The following is a 19,175-nucleotide window of genomic DNA, read 5'->3' as shown; positions in this document are numbered from 1 at the left end:
CGTCGCGTTCGAAGCGAACATCGGCCTGATCATTCGCGGCAGTGCCGCATATTTCTTGCGCGGCACAGCAATTGCTCATGGAAGGCGTGTCGACTATCCCGTCGATCCACCCACCACGGAGCCGGCCATGCAATTCGTATTTCAATCGTGCCTGATCAGCACTTGCGCGAGCATCGATGACGGAAGAATCGTGGCGAACGCGAGAATCTTCAGCCCGGCTTCGGACGGTTCATTCGACGACGACGTCCACGATCTGTGTCTCGACGAGAATTTCATCGACGAGCACGAAGCGCTCACGTTTGCCCGCGAGCGCGCGATGCTCTGGGTCGAGGAGCATTGCGTGAGCGCGATGTAAATCGCGCAATCGGCGTGTAATCATCGCTTAATCGCCGCTTGATAGCCGCTTGATAGCCGCGCAACGAAGAGCGAAACGGACCGCGCACTGCGCCGCTCGTCGCCGAATGGCGGTAAAGTCGCAACGTTATCGCGTCAATCCGTCCGCATAATCGGTTGAATGCTCGTGCGCAGTTGCAAAGCCAGGTTGCAAAGCCGGCGCAAGCCGCAACGGCTTCGACCGCGTCCAGTTCGCGCATCCAGAAGACGGTACAGGGCAATGGGACCATGTCCACCACGCAAGACCGGACCGCCGAACCGATTCCGCTCCCTCGCGAGCCCGAAGCTGCACCCGAAGCCCAGTCCGCTACCGACGCCCGCTGCCTGATGGGACCCGGCGAAACTACGCCGCGAGCGTGGGCGTCGTGCCCATCGACGCCAATTCGCTGGCCTGCGGACTCGCGGCCTACAAGCGCGAAGCCGTGATCACGCCCGACGTGCGGACCGACCCGCGCTGGAAGGACTGGGCGTGGCTCGCGCAGGCGTATCGCTATCGCGCCTGCTGGTCGTTTCCGGTCGAGGCGACGAGCGGCAAGGTCGTCGGCACGTTCACGCTCTATCGCGAGGAGGTGGGCGAGCCGACGGCGCGCGACCGCGAACTGGCGATGCGCTTCGCGCAGTCGGCGGCCATCATCATTTCGCGCCAGCAGGAAGCCGACGAACGCGCGCACGGCGTCGAGGCGCTGCGCCGCGGCGACCGCCAGAAGGACGAGTTTCTCGCGATGCTCGCGCACGAACTGCGCGATCCGCTTGCGCCGATCGCCAACGCGGGCGAACTGCTGACGCGCGTGCTCACCGGCCATCCGGGCGCACAGGCGGCCCTCGACATGATCAAGCGTCAAGCCGCGCAGTTGACCCGTCTCGTCGACGAACTGCTCGATATCTCGCGCATCACGCAGGGGCGCATTACGCTGCAGCGCGGCCCGGTCGATCTCGCGGGCGTGGTGACGCAGGGCATCGGAACCGTCGAGCCGCGGCTGCGCGAAAAACGTCATACGCTGACGGTCGAAACGACGACGAGCGACGAACCGCTGTTCGTCGAAGGCGACATGGCGCGGCTCGTCCAGTGCGTGGGCAACATCCTCACGAACGCCGTGAAGTACACGGACCCAGGCGGCGTGATTCGCGTCTGGACGCGCCCGCGCGGCGCGCACGCCGTCATCGGCATTTCGGACAACGGCTCCGGCATCTCCGCCGAGTTGCTGCCCCACGTCTTCGATCTGTTCGTGCAGAGCACGCGCACGCTCGATCGCGCCCAGGGGGGACTCGGCATCGGGCTGGCCGTCGTCAAGCGGCTCGTCCACATGCATCAGGGCGAGATCGCGGTTCATAGCGAGGGCGTCGGTCACGGCGCGACCTTCGAAATCCTGCTGCCGCGCATCGCGTGGCCGAGCGAAAGCGCGGTCGAAACCGACGTCGCGAAGATCAGCCCGCGCCGCGTGCTGGTCGTGGACGATAACCGCGACGCGGCGGATTCGCTCGCGATGCTGCTCGCGCTACAGGGACACACGCCGGTGGTCGCGTATCGCGGCGACGAAGCGATTGCGCGGGCGCAGACGTTCCTGCCCGAAGTGGCGTTGCTCGCCATCGGACTGCCCGGCATGAGCGGCTACGAACTGGCGCGGCGGTTGCGCGCGATGCCGCAACTCGCGGGCATTCGCCTCGTGGCGATCACGGGCTATGGTCAGCCCGAGGATGATCAGCACACGCGCGAGGCCGGCTTCGACGAGCATCTGATCAAACCGATCGACCATAAGGCGCTACAGCGTAGTTTGAGTGGGCGGGCGAGATCGGAGCGCAGTGGGGGCGCGTGAACCGCGAAGCCTGCGTTAGCGCGCTCGCTCGCCATCGTGATGATGGGTGTGTGCAGACCGCCGTCCTTCGACAAGCACGCGCCAATCGCCGACAATGGTCCGAAGCCATCGACTCCGCATGACAAACGGCACTACCGACCGCACTACCGACGATGAATCTGTCCCAGCCCTCCCGCCTGCGCGGCGGCCTGTTCGGCCTGTTGATCGGCGACGCCCTGGGCGTTCCCTACGAATTCCACAGCGCCGCATCGATACCCGAATCGAGCGCGATTGAGATGACGCCGCCGGCGCACTTCGAGCGCGCGCACGCAGGCGTCCCGCCCGGCACCTGGAGCGACGACGGCGCGCAAGCGCTCGCGCTGCTCGACGCGCTCCTGCACAACCGCGAACTCGACCTCGATACGTTTGCCGACAATCTGCTCGACTGGGTTCAGCGCGGCGCGTTCACGCCGGACGGTCGGGTCTTCGACGTGGGATTGCAGACGCAGCGTGCATTCGAGCAGCTTCGGTCGGGCGTTCCCGCAGCGAACGCGGGCCCCGACGACGAACGCGATAACGGCAACGGCTCGCTCATGCGATGTCTGCCCGTCGTCCTGGTGACGACCTCGCGCGACGAAGCCATTCATCTGGCGCGCAAGCAGAGTCGGGTCACACACGGACACGCGCGCGCGCAATTGACGTGTGCGCTCTATTGCGTGACGGCGCTCGGCATTGTCGAAGGCCTGTCTGCCGCAGATGCCGTGCGCGCCGCCGAAGACGAACTGCTGCAGCGCTACGCCGATTCACCCGATGAAGCCGAACTGAAGATCGTGCTGGACGGACGCTTCGACGCGCCTCAAGGGTCCGGCTATGTCGTCGACAGTTTCTGGTCCGCCATCCACTGTGTCTTGTCGACGCGTTGCTACGAAGACTGCGTCAAGCGCGCGATCTCGCTTGGCAACGACACGGACACGACCGCCGCCATCGCAGGCGGCCTCGCGGGGATCGTGTACGGCGAAGACGCCATACCCGGGCGCTGGATGGCCGCGCTGCAGCACAAGGCCCTCGTCGACGTCATGCTCGCTAGAATCTAGCGACCGCCGGCATCACAGCGCGTTCTGCCACTCCGTCAACTTCTCGCGTGCATTGAGGTCCAGGAATGCCGGCCTCGCACGCAAGCGCTCGATGTAGCGCGCGAGATGGGGCCACGTCGTTGCCGGACGCGGCATGTTGCGCGTCCAGCGCATCAGCGTGATCGCGAGGAAATCGGCCGTACTCAGCCGATTGCCGACCAGATAATGGCGTCCGTCGCCCAGCAGACGATCGAGATTGTCCATGGATGTTTCGATCTGCCGACGCTCGAACGCTCTGACTGCGGCCGCACCTTCCGGCTCGCCGTCGGTGTCTGCGTAGAACCAGCCTCGCATGGCCGGCAACACGGCATTCGCGAGATAAATCATCATCTCGAGCCACTCGGCGCGTTCGGGTTCGCCCGGCAACGGCGCAAGCCCGGACTCGGGATGCCGTTCCGCAAGCAGCATCAACAAGGCGGTCGACTCGCCGCGCGGTGCGCCGTCGACAAGCAGCGTCGGCACACGGCCCGTGGGATTCAGGCGCAGATACTCCGGCGAACGCTGTGCACCCGTGTCGATATCGACGAGTCGCGTTTCGAACGGCACGCCCAGCTCCAGCAACATCCAGTGCACGGCCATACTCGCCGCGCCGGGGCTGTAAAACAAAACGTAGGACATAGGCGGATTCCTTGTTCAGGTTGCGCTGCCAGCAATATGCCCACCATGTTACATCGCGCCCGCCGAAGATTTGCACGGCGCACCGCCAGCCAGACGACGAGTGCGTTCGATGCGTCTGCGGCATGAAGGCATGAGTGTTACGCCCGCTTCGCCGTCAAATACGCAATCCGCTCGGCGCCAAGCTGCTTTCCGCTTTCAAAAATCGCGCGCATGCGCACTTCGAGATACGCGCGCTCGTCGCGTGTAAACGCCGTATCGAGAATCTCGTCCAAAGGCGGCGCCAACGGATGCGGCGAAGTGCGAATAAACATCTCCCAAGGCAGACAGTCCTCGGTGCGTACGTCGATATGCAATTCCAGATGAATGTCCGTGAATCCCGCGTCCATCGCATACCGCACGAGATCGCGCTCGCCATAGTTCGTAATGGGCATCGACCGCAACTTCTCCTCGGTATCGGGAAACTGCGCGGCGCGGCATCGAAGCAAGAGCGGAAAGAACGGATCGTCGGCGTGGAAAGTGCCTTCATCGACGAGGCGCTTGAGCATGCAAACCTCGAGCGCTTCGTCGCGCAGAATCGGCTCTGCGATTGCGAAACGGCCGCCCGGTTTGAGTATGCGGAACAACTCGCGCATCGCGGCAGGCTTGTCTTCCACATACGCCAGAACGGCGCGCATCGTGGCGGCGTCGACGGAAGCATCGGCGATATCCTCAAGCCGCTCGGCAGAGCCGTGAACGAAAGCGCACTGCCCGCTGACACCGAGACTGCGCGCGGTCGCTTCGGCATGTTGCAGCAAAGGCCGCGAAATATCCGTCATCACCACGTTGAGCGACGCACCGGCGCGCTCGATCGCCCGGAACCCAACGAGACCGTCTCCCGTGCCGATGTCGGCCAATGTCATGCCTGGGCGCAGTCGAACGGAATCGAGCACACGGTCAGCGTATTTCGTAGTTTCGACACGGACGTTGCGCTCATGCGCGCGGTCATCGCCATGACGCTGCCGGAGAATCCATGTGGACCAGTTATCGTGAGTGGCAGTGTTCGTGTGCAGTGACAAGGTGATTTCCACAGGAATTCGAGCGAGCGGCGCAATGCTAGCTTTCTATTCTGATGAGCACCTTAACGATTGCAATTCGAATGCAATTCGAAAGCAATCTCCAATCTGGCGCGTCATTTTCAAAAGAACGCAATCCGTCCGCTTTCAGACTGAATAAAAGGCATTGTCATTCCAGGCATTCCATCGACGATTTCGATGGGCTGGCTGACATGGTGCCATTTTGATTCGGCGCCGCGCGAATCAAACCGCAGCTTATGCAAGCCTTAAGGAAACTCATTACCGGAAAATAAATACTTCTTAAGAGTTTGAAAGATCTTCCGATAAACCGGGCGCAGTACGCGGTTTTCTTTTCTTTCTGGAGATTCTTCTATGACCATCCCCGCCGTTTCCAGCCAACCCGCAAGCGTAAGCGCAGCGGCAACCACGAGTGCCGGAACGCAGAAGCAAGCGGCAAGCGCCTCGCAAACGACTGCCACGACACAGGCGCAATCGCAAACGCAGTCCGGCACGTCGACGCAAAGTTCGACGCCATCGGCTTCCTACACGGTGAATATCAGCAGCCTCGCGCGCGCCGCATTTGCCGAGGCCACGGAAACATCGGTGCAAACCGCGCAGGAAGCCAACCGGGGCGACAGGCAGGCGCAACGTCTGCTTGCAAAGGAGCAGGCCAACAAGGTGGATTAACGTCGAAGCGCGTCATCAATCAATGACGCGCGGCGGCCTGCACTCAGGCGAGAAAGCGACGCTCGGTCGATTCGATCAAGTGTCGCGAACGGATCGTGGATTCAATAGCTCAATGAATCAATCGACACTCAACCACGCGTCGACGAGTCACGCCATATTGATCGCACAAACGCGCCCCTTCACGCGATTTTCGCCAGACGTCCGTGTGTGCCGACTGCATCCGTCGACATCGATTCGCGCACATAGCGCGCGAATTCCTGCGCCGTTGGCTTCACCGTCGCGGGTAATTGCAGGCAGATCGCGAATGGCGGCAGCGCGGGCAAACCCGCCGCGTGAGGCGCAAGCGTCTCCAGATCAGCGGGCACGGTGGAGACGAGCCACGCCGTGATGGCGAGTCCCGCGCGCACCGTGGCGGCCGTCGCCTCGATGTTGCCGCTCTCGAACACGGTGCGCCACGCAATGCCTTGATCCGCAAGCGCGCCGAGCACCACAGGACGAAACGCGCAACGCTCGTCCACCATCGAGAGCGGCAGCGGACGCTTCTGCCAGGCGTCGCTGCGCTGACCCGCGACCCACACCAGCGGCTCGATCCGCACCACTTCGCCCTCGGCTTCGCTCGCCACGTATTCGACCAGCGACACGTCCACGCGCCCGTTCTTCACCGCCTCGCTCAACTCCGGCGACGCCGCGCACACCAGCGAAATCTCCACTTGCGGATAGGCCTCGGCGAACGCCTTCATCGCGGGCGCGAGCGGCGTGACGAGATCGTAAGGTACGCCCACACGCAGGCTTCCGGCGAGCGAACGGCCGGTCATGCCCGCCCAGATTTCGTCGTTCAGCCTGAGCAACTGACGCGCCTTCACCAGAAACTGCTCGCCATGGCGCGACAGTTCCAGCTTGCGCGCCTTGCGCACGAACAGCAGACAATCGAGCAGGTCTTCAAGACGCTTCACCTGCTGGCTCACGGCGCCTTGCGTCATATGCAGCAGATTCGCGGCGACCGTCATGCTGCCGCTGTCGGCGACGGTCACAAAGGTGCGGATCAAATCGATGTCGAGATTTCGGCTCATTCACGCATTATGCCGCGTAATGGATCACATCAGAATTATTGCCTTTTCTGATGTGTCGGCGGTCCGTACAGTGCAGGTCTTTACCACGTGAACCTGCGCCGATGACCTCGATCCTGCCGCTTCTCCTGTTTGTCGCCGTCGCGACCGTGACGCCCGGCGGCGCCACCACGCTCGCCACCGCATCGGGCGCGCGCTTCGGCTTCGTGCGCTCGATTCCGCTGATATTCGGCATCGCGATGAGCCTCGCGTTATTGGCCGCCGTCGCCGGACTCGGGCTGGGCGGCCTGCTGATCGCGCTGCCCTCGCTGCAGGCGGCGGTGAAGGCAATCGGCTCCGCGTATTTGCTATGGCTCGCGTGGCGCATCGCGCGCAGCGCTCCGCCGGTCGGCGGCGCCGGTCCCGCGCGCCCGATCACGCTCGCAGGCGGCTTCGTCCTGCTGCTTCTGAACCCGAAAAGCTGGGCGATGACGGTGAGCGCGGCGGCGTCTTTCGCGCTGCTCGCCAGCAATCCGAACCGGCTTGCGATGCTGCTTGGCGCGTCGTTCGGCACCGCCGCCTGTCTGTCGCTCGCGCTGTGGTGCGCGCTCGGCGTGCTGCTCGCGCGGCTCTTTCGCACGCCGCGTCATTGGCGCATTCTGAATCTTGCGATGGGCGCGTTGCTGGCCGCATCCATCATTCCCGCATGGAGATAACGATGACTTCCCTTCCCTTCGCCGAATCGTTCGATCTCGAACACGTGTTCGCCGGCGTATCCGAATACTGGTCGCCGAAAGTCGTCGCCCAGGTCAACGATCAATACGTGAAAGTCGCCAAGGTACGCGGTCAACTCGTGTGGCACGACCACACTCACGAAGACGAACTGTTTTACGTCTTACGCGGGCATCTGAAGATCGAATATGAAGGCGGGCGCGTAGTGGATCTGCCCGCCGGTTCGATGCATGTCGTGCCGCGCGGCACCTTGCACAATCCCGTCGCCGACGAGGAATGCTGGATCGTGCTGATCGAACCCGTGCAGACCAAACACACCGGCGACGTGAATTCACCGCTGACGAAGACCATCGACGCGCAATTGCGTTGACCGCATCGCACATCGCGTCCAGCGTTACCAGATCGCGCCTGCGGAAGGCGAAAGCGCCAACGGTGTGCCCGTGCGTTCCCAGCCTCCGCCCATCGCCCTGAAGAGCGCGATTTGCGCGCTCAACTCGCCCACCTGCTCACGCACGAGCGCGGCTTCGCTGTCCACGAGCGCGAGTTGCGCGCGATCGAGATCCATGCGCCCCACTTCGCCCACGCGCAACTGCGTTTGCGTCTTGCGCAGAATCGTGCGGCGTTGCGCGACTTCGTTGGTGCGCACGTCGCGCAACTGCGCTTGCCGCGAGAGCCGCGCGAGCGCCTGCTCAACGTCGAAAAGCGCGCCCTGCGCCGCTTTTTCGTAGGCCAGTTCCGCCGCGCGCGCCTGCGCATCGGTGGCCTGAACGCGCGACTCGCGCGCGCCGAAATCGATCAGCGGCATCATGGCGGCCGCGCCGAACAACCAGAGTGTGCTCGGCCCGAGCGACTGTCCCGCGATTTCCCATCCGTTGCGCGCGAGCACGGCGCTCAATGAAAACGTCGGCCAGTAATTCAGGCGCGCGACATCCGACTGACGCACGGCGGCAAACAGACGATCGCGTGCCGCAATCAGATCCGGACGCCGCTCCAGCAGATCGACCGGCTGTCCCGGCGCGATAGCCGGCAACGCTTGCGGCAGCTCAGTGGTTTCGTCGAGCACACTCGCGAGTTCACCGGGCTGCGCCGCGCAGATCTGCTCGATCGACAGACGCGCGCTCACGAGCGCACGATCGACTTCCTGTTCGCGCGCCTGAATTTGCGCCAGGGCGGCGCGCGCGGCATCGATATCCGTACTCAGCACGACGCCCGCGACGAAACTGTGCTGCGCGATCACGACGAAGTCTTCCGCAATTGCGCGGCTCTGCTCGATCAGCCGACGCTGCACGATCAGGCCGCGGTAAGTCATATACGCGTCGGCCACCGTCGCGACGACCGCTAGCCGCGCGGCCTGTGCGTCGCCTGCCGCCGCCAACGTCATTGCACGCGCGGCGGCCAATCTCGCGCGGCCACGCCCGAATACGTCGATCTCCCATTGCGTCTGCAAACCAACACGCCAGAATTGCGCGTCGAGATCGTTGACACCCAGAAACTGCGCGAATTCGAGCTGGGTTTCGCCACCGTGATATTTCGCCGCCTCGACCCCGACGCCCACGCTCGGCAGCAACGCCGAGCGCGCGGCCAGAATATTGGAGCGCGCATCGTCGACGCGGGCGGCGGCGAGCCGGAGATCGTAATTGTTTTTCAGCGCTCGTTCGATCAGCGCATTGAGCGCCGGGTCATCGAACTGGGTCCACCAGTTCACGAGTCTGGTTTCGTCGATCGATTGCTGCGCGTTCGCTTCCGCCGCGTTCTGTTGCTGCTCGAAACCGGCGGGCATCGCGGGCGGGTGATCGAGCTTCAACGGTCCATTGCATGCGCAAAGCGCGGACACGATCGTGAAAGCGACGGCGCAGATCGACGCCTTACAGCTGCCGCGCACAGCGAATTCACGTGGCCTCATGACGTTCTCCGTCGCCCGCGCCCGGCCCCGTCTCGTCGCTGCGGATCGAGAAGAACACGACATAAAGCGCGGGCACCGCGGCCATCGTCAGCACCGTTGCGAACGCGAGGCCGGCCATCATCGTAATCGCCATGTCCTTGAAAAAAGGATCCCAAAGCAGCGGCACCATGCCGAGTATCGTCGTGCCGGCCGCGAGCGCCACCGGTCGCAAACGACTCTTCGAACCGTCGATGACGGCACGCATGCGCGGCACACCGGACGCGATCTGAAGATCGATTTCATCGACAAGCACGACGCCGTTCTTGATCAGCATGCCGATGAGACTGAGCAAGCCGAGCAGCGACATGAAACCGAATGCGCCACGAAACGCCAGCAGGCCGATCGTCACGCCGCAGATCGACATGGGCACGACCAGCAGCACGATCAACGCGGGTTTCAGGCGACCGAACATAAAAAGAACGAGTAACAACATGCCTGCAAAACCAATTGGCAATTGCGTGAATAAACTCTCTTTCGCTTTGTTCGACGACTCGTATTCGCCGCCCCATTCAAGTTCGTAACCGGGCGGCAGCGCGATCGCCTCGATGGGCGCGCGCACACGGTCGAAGGCGGCCACGCTGTTCTCGCCATAGCGCGTGCCCGCCGACACCGTGAGCGTGCGGATTCGGTCGCGCCGGGCGATCACACCGTCTTCCGTGCCATACGTGACACCGCCGAGCACGTCCGCCATCGGCACATAGCGGCGCTGGCCGAGGCTGTACACCTGCAACCCCTGCAGACGCTCGATGCCACCCATGCCGGGCGGCTCGTTGAGCACGATGGGCAGCAGCAGATCCTCGTCGCGAAACAAGCCCACGCGCAGGCCTTCCGTCGCATACGCGAACGTGTCGTTGAGTTGCCGCCGCGTCACGCCGAGCGAGCGCGCCCGCGTATCGTCGAACACGGGACGCACGACGTTGACGCGGTTTTCCCAATCGTTGCTGATCGATTGCAGGCCACCGTCTTTACGCAATACGGCCTGCGCCTGCGCGCCCAGTTTGCGTAGCACGGCAGGATCGGGACCGAGAAAGCGCGCCTGAATCGGCAGCCCGCTGGAAGGACCGAAGTTCGGGCGCGTGACGGACCAGTTCACGTCGGGAAACTGTTCGCGCAAGTCGTGATCGAGCGTCGGAATCAGGGTGTCGATACGCGCGGCGTCATCGACTGTCACGATGAATTGCGCATACGACGGGTCCTGCGTCTCCGGATCGTAGACCAGAATGAATCGCGTCGCGCCGCCGCCAATATACGTTCCGACACTCTCCACACCGGGTTGCGCGAGCAACAGTTTTTCCGGACCTCGTGTTCGTTCCATCACGGTGCGAATATCGGCGCCGCGCGGCAAACGCATATCGACATAGAAAATCGGATTGGTCGACGCCGGAAAGAAACTCTGCTCGACGAACCGAAAACCCCAGATGCAAACGACGAGCAACACGACCATCGAGCCGATGACCCAGAGTCGCCTGCGTTCGACCCAGCCCAATAGCCGCCCGTATTGCCGATACAGCCGCGTGTCGAACGGATTCTTCTGTTCGCCTTCGCCTCGTTTGAAAAAATAAAAACCGAGCAGCGGCGTCAGTGCGATGGCAATCACCCAGCTAAATAGCAGCGAAATGGCCGCGACCGCGAAAAGCGATGCGCAAAACTCCCCTACCGCATCGGGCGACATGCCAATGCCGGAAAACGCGAGAATGCCGACGACCGTGGATGCAAGCAGCAACCATTGCCCTTGTTTGAGCACTTCCGCTGCGGCCTCGATGTGCGAAAGTCCTCTTTGAACGCGGACGAGCATACCCTCGCACACCACAATCGAATTGTCGGTCAGCATGCCCATCACGATGATCAGTGCGCCGAGCGAAATGCGCTGCAATTCAATACCCGCCGCATACATGACAAAGAGCGTGCCGAGAATCGACAAGAACAATTCGATGCCAAGCACGACACCCGCGCGCCATCCCAGCCCGATACCGAGCGCGACCGTTACGATGCCGACCGAGAGCATCACATCCAGCACGAACCCGCGCACGGCGACATCGACGGAATCGGGCTGGTCGTAAAGCACGTGCAATTCGATGCCTAACGGCCGGACCCGTTCGAGTTCCTTCAGCTTTTCTTTCACCTCGTCGCCGACCTTCACGACGTTGACCCCCGAGCGCGCGCTGATCCCGATCGTCAGCGCATCCTGCCCGTTATAGCGAATCGCCTGCGTGGGTATGCTCGCGTAGCCGAAATTCACGCGGGCCACGTCGCCGAGCAGCAATTCGCCCGGCGTCGTGCCGACCGGCAATGCGCGCACCGACGCCAGCGTGTCGAGCGTGCCGGTCGGCGAAATACGGATCAACTGGTCGCCGACACGCTCGCGCCCCGCGCTGCGAACCTCGTTTTGCACGCCCAGCGCCTGAGCAATGTCGTCCGACGAAAGATTGTTGGCGACAAGCAGTGACTGGTCGGCCGTGATCGTCACCTGTTGCTGCTGATTACCCGCAATCACGATATCGGCGACGTCCGGCAAAGTGAGCAGGTCTTTGCGCAATTCGCGCGCGTAATCGAACAACTGCGCCTGTGAATAACCTTTGCCGGTAATAGCATAGAAAAGACCGTACACGTCGCCGAAACGGTCCAGCACGATTGGCGGACCTGCGCCTGGCGGCAGTCGTGGCGTGAGGTCGCCAATCTGCCGCCGCAATTGCTCCCAGATCTGCTGCAATTGATTCGACATGTACTGATCGCGAATCTGAATACGCACTTCGGAATAACCCGCCATCGAACGCGAACGAATAAAATCCACCTGCTCCAGTTGCTGCACGGCGCTTTCGATGCGATCGGTCACCTCGCTCTCGACTTGTTTGGCGCTCGCGCCCGGATAAAGCGTAACCACCACGGCCGTCTTGATCGTGAATTTCGGATCTTCCAGCCGCCCAATGTCGATATACGCAATGATCCCGCCGATCAACGACACCAACGCGATAATCCATGCGATTAGCGGCCTCTCGATTAGCGTGCGCGCCAGGTTCATGGATTCGTTTCCATCGGACGGACTTCTTCGCCTTCGGTAACGAATTGGGCTCCGCCTGCCACGACTTGATCGCCCACCTGCAACGCGCCGGTCACGACGGCATCGTCTCCGCGAATCTCGCGCAACGCCACGGCAGTGCGCGTCACGCGATGACTCGTCGTGTCGTATTTCCAGACCGCGCGGCTATCGTCGCCGCTAACGACCAGTGCGTTGACCGGCACGACGAGCGCGGATTGCGCAGTGGCCGACGCGGGAACGCGAACGCGCACACGCAGCGCCATGCCCGGCAGCAGATTGAGATTGTCCGGTCGCGCGAGAGAAAACAGCAGACGATACACGCTGCCTCCAGGTGTCGTGAGCGTCGAGTGCTCGCGATAGACGAGCGGAAAGATTGCCGAGGGCCGGTCGGGCGGCCATGCCTCGGCGCTCAATGTGCGATCGAACGGCAGTGAGTCGGCGATATTCTGCGGCAGCGCCACGCCGACTTCGAGGCGCGATCGCGCTTCCAGTTGAAACACCGGTGCGCCGGCTTGCGCAATCTGCTGCGCTTCGATCGTGCGCCGTGCAATCCGGCCGTCGAACGGCGCCAGCAGTCGGGTATTGCGTAAGTCGCGGCTCGCGAGATCGCGCTGGGCCCGCGCCATTTCCACAGCGGCTTTGAGTTGGTCGTACGCCGCGCCGGAGAGAATGTTTTCGTCACGCAACGCTGCCTTGCGCTTGAGGTCGTCGGCGAGCTGCTGATATTGCGCGTCCGCACGTTGCAGTTGAAGGCGGTAAGGCTCGTCGTCGATGCGGGCAAGCAACTGGCCCTGCGTGACGCGCGCGCCGTCGAGCACCGCAATCTGCACCACGCGGCCCGATACTTCAAAGGCGAGCGCGGAAACGTTGGTGGCTTCGACTTGTCCGGAAAACACGCGCAACTCACTTGCTCCGCTCTCACCCACGGGCGCGATTTCCACCATGCGCGGCTCGTTCGCCTGTTCACTGGGTGTGGGCTTTCCGCACGCCCCCAACATGAAAACGAGCAACACGAGAGAGCAGACCTCGCGACCGCGCACACGCGCAGAATGACCGGCCGTTGCGTTGGCACCGGAATTCGAGTGTGAACAGGCATCCACGATGCTCATCCGTCCCCTCTCAGTGACATTGCCCAATACCTATTCAACACATGATCAGCGACGCAGAAACGTTCGTGAACGTCGCTGAATGAATCGAGTGCGAAAAGTACGCGATCCGATTTGAGGCGAGCATAGCTGAATATTTAAAAACGAGTTTCATACGCGACGCGTGGCAATCTGCGCATCGACACGTTTAAATAGCGATTATGATCAGACCGTCGAACTCGCGCGGCACTGCTCACGCGGTTGAACCGATAAGAAATAGGTGAAGTGGAAATTCAAAACTCACGAGTCCGCCGTGTTATTGCCATTTCCCGCAAACGTATCCTAACGAATCGCTCACGATGACTCTCCCGTCTCGATGCGCCTCCTGGTATGGAAAAACTCCATGTCCATCCGCTCCGCCCTGAAACGATCCCAACTGGCGACGGCCGAACAGCGCGCCATGAAGGTGTCGATGTACGTGGTTTGCCTGGGCTTCGTCTCCAACGTCGGCTACGGCTTTTTCGTGCAGTCCGACACGCTGATCCTGACCGCGATTTTTTATCTGCTCAATTTCGTGAGTTCTGCCTTGGGGTGGATGGCGGCATCGCTCGTCAACCGTCCCGCGACCGACCGGTTTCAGTATGGATTCTGGTTTCTGGAGCCGCTCGTGAACGGCATCAACGGCCTGATGATGTTGATTGTCTGCGTCTACGGCCTCGTGAACGGCATAGAGGGCATTCGCTCGGGCGGTCATGCGATCGACGCGCGTGGCGTTATCTGGTTTAGCGTCGCGAGCTGCGTGGTCTGTTTCGCGATGGTCGTTTACAAAAAAGCAACAGCCAGACGGATTAACTCCAAACTCTTGAAGACTGACAGTTTCAAATGGATCATGAAGTTCGCGTTCAGTGCGGCCACGCTGCTCGGCTTCGTTGTGTATTCAGTGCTGCCGGCGGGGATGCGTGATCAATGGTACCCGTACGTCGACAGCGTCATGACAACGGGCTTGTCGCTGCTCTTCCTCCTTGTTCCTGTGAAAATCATTCGCAGCAGCTTTGCTGAATTGCTGCACATGACTCCGGATGAGAACAATCCGCGTCTGGGCATTGAAACCATGCTCGACGACATCAGTCGCGATTTCGGCATCATTCGCCATTACACCCATGTCGTCCAGGCGGGAAGACGTAATTTCGTCGAGATCAATATGCTTGTCGATGCCCTGTCGACGTTGCGCGACATTGGCGCGCAGGACCGCCTGCGGGAGCAGATATGGAAGTCGCTGGGGTCGATTCCAATAGAAAACCGTCTAACCATACAGATCACCGCCGATCCACGATGGGAAGACGGTCGGGAGCCGGATTGATCTCGACCGCCTGATTCAATTCATGTTGGGAAAAAGCGTCATAATTTTCAGAATTCACTCTTTATTCTGAACATTTATTAGTCATCCAAATCAACATGAAATACGCTGAAACCTGTCAATGCGACATCGATTTGAGATGTCACGTATGCGAATGTTGTTCTTCGACACTCAACCTGACAAGCGCTCGCTGGCATAACCAACCGTATGGCAGGGCATCGCGTGGTGGCACAGCGACGTGACAAAGGAGACACGATGAAGTCAATGCCTGTTTGCACCGTTTCCCTGGCGCTCCTTGGCGCCGCAAGCAGTGCCAGCGCTCAAAGCAGCGTCGCGCTCTACGGCTTGCTCGATCAATCGGTTCAATATGTCAGCAATGCCACACCGTCCGGCGGTTACCTCTGGCAAATGTTCGGCGGAAATCTTCAAGGAAACCGGTTCGGCCTGAAAGGCAATGAGGATCTCGGCGGCGGTCTTCAGGCCATATTCCAGTTGGAAAACGGCTTTGACATCAACACCGGAAAACTCGGCCAGGGCGGCCGTCTTTTTGGTCGCGAAGCTTATGTCGGGCTGAGCGCGGAAACATGGGGGACCGTGACCGCCGGACGGCAATACGATCCGCTCGTCGACATGATTCAACCGCTGACCGGTGACGGATATTTCGGCGCCCCCTTCGCGACGCCCGGCGACGTCGATAATAACGACAACAGTTTCCGTGTCGATAACTCGATCAAGTACGTCTCGCCGAAATTCTATGGCGTGCAAATCGAGGGCATGTATGCGCTGGGCGGCCAGGCGGGATCGACCGGATCCGGGCAATCGTGGTCGGCCGCAGCCGGTTACTCGGGCGGTCCATTCAGCATGGCGGCGGGCTACTTTCACACCGACAACCTGTCCTCGTCGATACCGCGCACCGGATGGGGCGGAACGACCGGGGCAGCCACGTTCAACTCAGGATTTCCAGACTCTGCGGGCATCAACAGCGCCTACGTCACGGCCAAATCGATTGGCATTGCGTCCGTGGCATTTCAGTATGAAGACGGACAATTCACGGGCAACATCAGCTACAGCAACGCGCAATACAAGCCTGACGCCGCTTCAGCTTTCCAGAATACGCAGCGATACAACATCGGTCGCGCTTTCCTCGGCCATCAGATCACGCCTGCGAGTCTGATCGGCGTCGGTTATGCCTATGTCCGCGCAACGGGCGACGCATCGGCGACGTATAACCAGGTGTCGCTGGGCGGCGACTACGCGCTGTCGAAACGAACCGATCTGTACCTCGTGGGTGCCTGGCAGCATGCCGCCGGCGATCAGCGTGTGCCATCGCAAGGCGGTACGGGTGGCGGCCTCGTCCCGGCAACCGCATCCATAGGTTCCTATGGAAACCAGGCGAGCACCGATAACCAGATACTGGTGAGCTTCGGTATTCGACATCGATTCTAGGTTGAATGATCGATGCGCATGTCACTCAGACGCCTCGTTTTCCGACGCTTCCGTGGCCGCGTGAGAAGTACGCGGCATGCGGATGCCAGCATACGCAAACGCTATGGTGATGATCGGACTGAGCATGCAAAACACCGCGTAAGGACCGTAGACGAACGTCGATACGCCAAGCGTCGCGGCCATATACGCCCCGCAACTGTTCCAGGGTATCAATGCCCCCGTCGTAGTGGCCGAGTCGCCCACCGACCGCGATAGCACAGTAGGCGCATAGCCACGTGCAGCAAACGCGTTCTTGAACATTCTCGCAGGCAGGACGACAGCAATGAACTGGTCTGCCGCCACCACGTTCGTGGCAATCGTGGCTGCAACCACGGAGGCCACCAATGCACCACGGCCTTTGGCCCAACTGACCACGGGCGCGATGAGTCGTTCGATGACGCCGCATTTCTCCACCACGCCGCCAAATCCCAGCGCGGCGATGATCAGCCAGATCGTACTCAACATGCTATCCATGCCACCGCGCGTGAGGAGCGCGTCGATCACCGGTTCGCCGGTTGTCGATTTGTAGCCGCTTGCGATGGCAAGCCAGATGCCTTTGATCACGGCGATCCAGTTCGGCACGCCCTCGCGTGCCGCAGCGAATGTGATCACTCGCCCTGGCGCGACCACGGCGGCCACGACACCGCCGGCCAGTGCGCCAAGGAAAATCGTCGTAAAGGGCGGCAGTCTGAGCAGTGTCAGCAGCACAACCAGAATGAGTGGCGCAAACAGCACAGGGGAAAGATGAAACGCATTCTGCATGGCCGCGACTTCCGAACTGGCATCGAAGTGATTCGGTTCACCCAGCCAATAGAATACAAATAGCGTAATGACGAGCGCGACAAGCGAAGTCACCAGCGTCTCTCGCACGTGCTCGTAAAGTCCAACACCCGCCGCAGCCGCCGCCAGATTCGCGGAATCGGAGAGTGGCGACGACTTGTCGCCAAAATACGCACCCGAAATCACGGCACCGGCTGTGATGGCCGTGCTGAGTCCCATACTCTGCGCGATGCCCATCAAGCCAATCCCTATCGTTCCTGCAACGGTCCACGATGTGCCGATGCAAAATGAAATCAGCGCGCAGATCGACGCTGCCGTGACGTAAAAGTAATCCGGGCTCAGCAGTTTCAGTCCGTAATACACCATCGCGACAATAGTGCCGCAGAGCGCCCATGTTCCAATCAGTGCTCCCACAGCGAACAGAATGAGTATCGCGCCAACGCCGGAACTGATACTCGCGTTGGCGGCCTCGCCCAGCGAGGCGAGCGAATGACCGCGCCGCCACCCGACCAAAACCGCGAGCATGCCCGCCACAACGAGCGCCACCTGGTTTGGCCCGCTTGCGCCTTCATTACCGAACAGATAATAGGAGAGACCAACGAGCAGAATAAGCGCCACGACAGGCACCAGCGCTTCGAATAACGACAAAGGTTGCGGTGATGCGGGCCGCTTCATGCCACCCTCCCTTCTCTCGCCGTAAGCGTCGGCCTACGCTGCCACGACAGCATGGGGTCCCGCTTCTCGCGACACGTTCGCGCTAGCGCGAGAGGCTGAAGCCAATTCGCGCGGCCCAGCGGTGCTGGTTGTAGTCGAGAATATCTTCGCCATAGCCATTAAAGTAACCAACCCACAGGTATCCGCCCCACGCGTTGCCGAACAGCTTGGCCAACGGGTAGGTGAATTCCGCGTTGACGCTGCCGTAGGTCGATTTCGTGCCTTTTCTCAGGGTCGTTGCGAGTTGCCAGCCGTCGGGGCTGCCGTATTTGATCAACAGATCGACATAGCCGCGGTAATCGGCAATATCCGAATTCTCTCCGGCAATATGCTCGTACCAATAGACCTTGGGCGCGACCGTCAAATGATTCGCATGGATGTCGCCAAAGTCCCAGATCGGTTTGACATACAGAATGTCGATCCCACGCGACTCGGGCCCGTCCCGACCGTTCGATTCGTGCTCATAGCCCGTCTCGATGCCCATTCGGCTAAACCAGTTGGCTTTCCAACCCGTGTCCGCAAGATAGTAAAACAGCGCGGGCTTGTAGCTCGTATCGCGGAACGGCGCGGAATACTTGCGGATATCCCACAAGGACGTCTGCGTATAGGCAAAGTAGAGATTGTCGACGAAGCCGCGCGAGCGCGGATCGTCGGGTAAAACAAAGCGGAATTTGAAACTGATCTGGAATTTGGCCAGACTGGTTTCATCGGATGACCAGCCGTCGGCGAAGTACGTGGGCTCGTAGAACGAGAAACGGCCCGCCAGGAATGTGCCGAGATCGGGAATAACCGCATTCGATGGCTTGACCGCCGACGGCGGCATCTGCGTTGCCATGGCTTCGTTGCCCGCCATGGCGTCGTTGTCCCCCGCGCTGCCGGGCGCGTTCGAAGCCGACGTTGCGGTTTGCGCGGCAGACGCTGCCGTCGCTCCGGACGCGGCGCTATTGGCCGCGACACTGGCTTTGCGCGTCAGCAGAACCAGCGAAGGCGACACGTCCACGCCTGGCACATCCACTCGAACCGCACCGCGCGCCCAGTCCGGCCACGGCGCGCTATAGCTCACGGCCTTCATCTCGCCTGCCGCGAGCTTCACATGTTCCGGCGCACCCGACTCGCGCGTGATCTGAACCGCCCGCGGCTGTTGCTCGCCGTTCGTGAGCGTGATGAGCAAGGTACGCGGCACATCGAACGAGGAACCGGTCGGCGCGTCGCCGGAATAGACAATCGTCACGACGAGCGGCTCGTCGGACCTGGCCTCTCGTGGCGGTCGCATGACGGACACCGCCGCACTAGTCGTTGGCACGTAGCCGGCATATGTCGT

General features: G+C 61.4%; 16 protein-coding genes. 8 read left to right on the top strand and 8 right to left on the bottom strand.

Going from position 1 to position 19,175, the window contains the following annotated elements; translation table 11 throughout:
* Nucleotides 1-127: 127 nt before the first annotated feature.
* The 3 genes from G5S35_RS29320 to G5S35_RS29310 all read left to right on the top strand — a co-directional run bounded on the left by G5S35_RS29320 (nt 128) and on the right by G5S35_RS29310 (nt 3,280).
* Nucleotides 128-355, top strand: coding sequence for a hypothetical protein (locus tag G5S35_RS29320; RefSeq protein ID WP_065065850.1), 228 nt, complete (start codon nt 128-130; stop codon nt 353-355).
* Between the two features lie 403 nt (nt 356-758).
* Nucleotides 759-2,207: a hybrid sensor histidine kinase/response regulator gene (locus tag G5S35_RS29315; protein ID WP_183039641.1), complete on the top strand. Its 1,449-nt coding sequence runs from the start codon at nt 759-761 to the stop codon at nt 2,205-2,207.
* A 152-nt stretch (nt 2,208-2,359) separates the two neighbouring features.
* Nucleotides 2,360-3,280 carry an ADP-ribosylglycohydrolase family protein gene (locus G5S35_RS29310; protein WP_183039640.1) on the top strand — a complete coding sequence of 307 codons (921 nt, stop codon included), beginning with the start codon at nt 2,360-2,362 and terminating at the stop codon, nt 3,278-3,280.
* A 12-nt stretch (nt 3,281-3,292) separates the two neighbouring features.
* Here the strand turns inward: G5S35_RS29310 and G5S35_RS29305 are convergent, their stop codons facing one another.
* Both G5S35_RS29305 and G5S35_RS29300 read right to left on the bottom strand, forming a co-directional pair.
* Complete coding sequence (locus tag G5S35_RS29305) at nt 3,293-3,937, bottom strand: glutathione S-transferase family protein (protein WP_183039639.1); 645 nt, start codon at nt 3,935-3,937, stop codon at nt 3,293-3,295.
* A 137-nt stretch (nt 3,938-4,074) separates the two neighbouring features.
* Nucleotides 4,075-5,004, bottom strand: a complete 930-nt coding sequence (locus G5S35_RS29300; RefSeq protein ID WP_183039638.1) for a class I SAM-dependent methyltransferase — start codon at nt 5,002-5,004, stop codon at nt 4,075-4,077.
* 357 nt (nt 5,005-5,361) lie between these two features.
* Here G5S35_RS29300 and G5S35_RS29295 point away from each other — a divergent pair, with 357 nt between their 5' ends.
* A complete protein-coding gene (locus G5S35_RS29295) occupies nt 5,362-5,676 on the top strand; it encodes a hypothetical protein (protein WP_074987609.1) in 315 nt (104 codons plus the stop codon).
* Nucleotides 5,677-5,855: 179 nt separating this feature from the next.
* Here G5S35_RS29295 and G5S35_RS29290 read toward each other — a convergent pair whose 3' ends face one another.
* The gene (locus tag G5S35_RS29290) at nt 5,856-6,746 is read right to left on the bottom strand and encodes a LysR substrate-binding domain-containing protein (RefSeq protein WP_183039637.1); all 891 of its coding nucleotides are present in this window, start codon (nt 6,744-6,746) and stop codon (nt 5,856-5,858) included.
* Nucleotides 6,747-6,847: 101 nt separating this feature from the next.
* Here G5S35_RS29290 and G5S35_RS29285 point away from each other — a divergent pair, with 101 nt between their 5' ends.
* Together G5S35_RS29285 and G5S35_RS29280 are read left to right on the top strand one after the other, a co-directional pair.
* Nucleotides 6,848-7,438, top strand: a complete 591-nt coding sequence (locus G5S35_RS29285) for a LysE family translocator (protein WP_065065843.1) — start codon at nt 6,848-6,850, stop codon at nt 7,436-7,438.
* A gap of 2 nt (nt 7,439-7,440) precedes the next feature.
* The gene (locus G5S35_RS29280; RefSeq protein WP_183039636.1) at nt 7,441-7,824 is read left to right on the top strand and encodes a cupin domain-containing protein; all 384 of its coding nucleotides are present in this window, start codon (nt 7,441-7,443) and stop codon (nt 7,822-7,824) included.
* A 24-nt stretch (nt 7,825-7,848) separates the two neighbouring features.
* Here the strand turns inward: G5S35_RS29280 and G5S35_RS29275 are convergent, their stop codons facing one another.
* From G5S35_RS29275 to G5S35_RS29265, 3 genes are all read right to left on the bottom strand, one after another.
* Nucleotides 7,849-9,258: an efflux transporter outer membrane subunit gene (locus G5S35_RS29275; protein WP_231957812.1), complete on the bottom strand. Its 1,410-nt coding sequence runs from the start codon at nt 9,256-9,258 to the stop codon at nt 7,849-7,851.
* 85 nt (nt 9,259-9,343) lie between these two features.
* The gene (locus G5S35_RS29270; protein ID WP_237181759.1) at nt 9,344-12,358 is read right to left on the bottom strand and encodes an efflux RND transporter permease subunit; all 3,015 of its coding nucleotides are present in this window, start codon (nt 12,356-12,358) and stop codon (nt 9,344-9,346) included.
* Nucleotides 12,359-12,411: 53 nt separating this feature from the next.
* Entirely contained in the window at nt 12,412-13,377 is a 966-nt protein-coding gene (locus G5S35_RS29265) for an efflux RND transporter periplasmic adaptor subunit (protein ID WP_237181572.1), read from the bottom strand.
* Nucleotides 13,378-13,921: 544 nt separating this feature from the next.
* Between G5S35_RS29265 and G5S35_RS29260 the strand changes: the two genes are divergently transcribed.
* Together G5S35_RS29260 and G5S35_RS29255 are read left to right on the top strand one after the other, a co-directional pair.
* On the top strand, nt 13,922-14,878 hold the full coding sequence (locus tag G5S35_RS29260; RefSeq protein ID WP_161495529.1) for a cation diffusion facilitator family transporter: 957 nt from the start codon (nt 13,922-13,924) through the stop codon (nt 14,876-14,878).
* Between the two features lie 252 nt (nt 14,879-15,130).
* Nucleotides 15,131-16,321, top strand: coding sequence for a porin (locus G5S35_RS29255; RefSeq protein ID WP_183039634.1), 1,191 nt, complete (start codon nt 15,131-15,133; stop codon nt 16,319-16,321).
* 21 nt (nt 16,322-16,342) lie between these two features.
* On the opposite strand, the gene G5S35_RS29250 is transcribed toward G5S35_RS29255, so the two are convergent.
* Together G5S35_RS29250 and G5S35_RS29245 are read right to left on the bottom strand one after the other, a co-directional pair.
* Nucleotides 16,343-17,815 (bottom strand): Na+/H+ antiporter NhaC family protein, encoded by a 1,473-nt coding sequence (locus G5S35_RS29250; RefSeq protein WP_074987616.1) that lies wholly within the window; start codon nt 17,813-17,815, stop codon nt 16,343-16,345.
* Nucleotides 17,816-17,897: 82 nt separating this feature from the next.
* Complete coding sequence (locus G5S35_RS29245; RefSeq protein ID WP_237181570.1) at nt 17,898-19,085, bottom strand: phospholipase A; 1,188 nt, start codon at nt 19,083-19,085, stop codon at nt 17,898-17,900.
* Nucleotides 19,086-19,175 lie beyond the last annotated feature (90 nt).

Origin of the sequence: Paraburkholderia tropica (genome assembly GCF_014171495.1) — a bacterium.
GTDB lineage: Bacteria > Pseudomonadota > Gammaproteobacteria > Burkholderiales > Burkholderiaceae > Paraburkholderia > Paraburkholderia tropica.
This window is presented reverse-complemented; position numbering and strand designations above follow the sequence as displayed.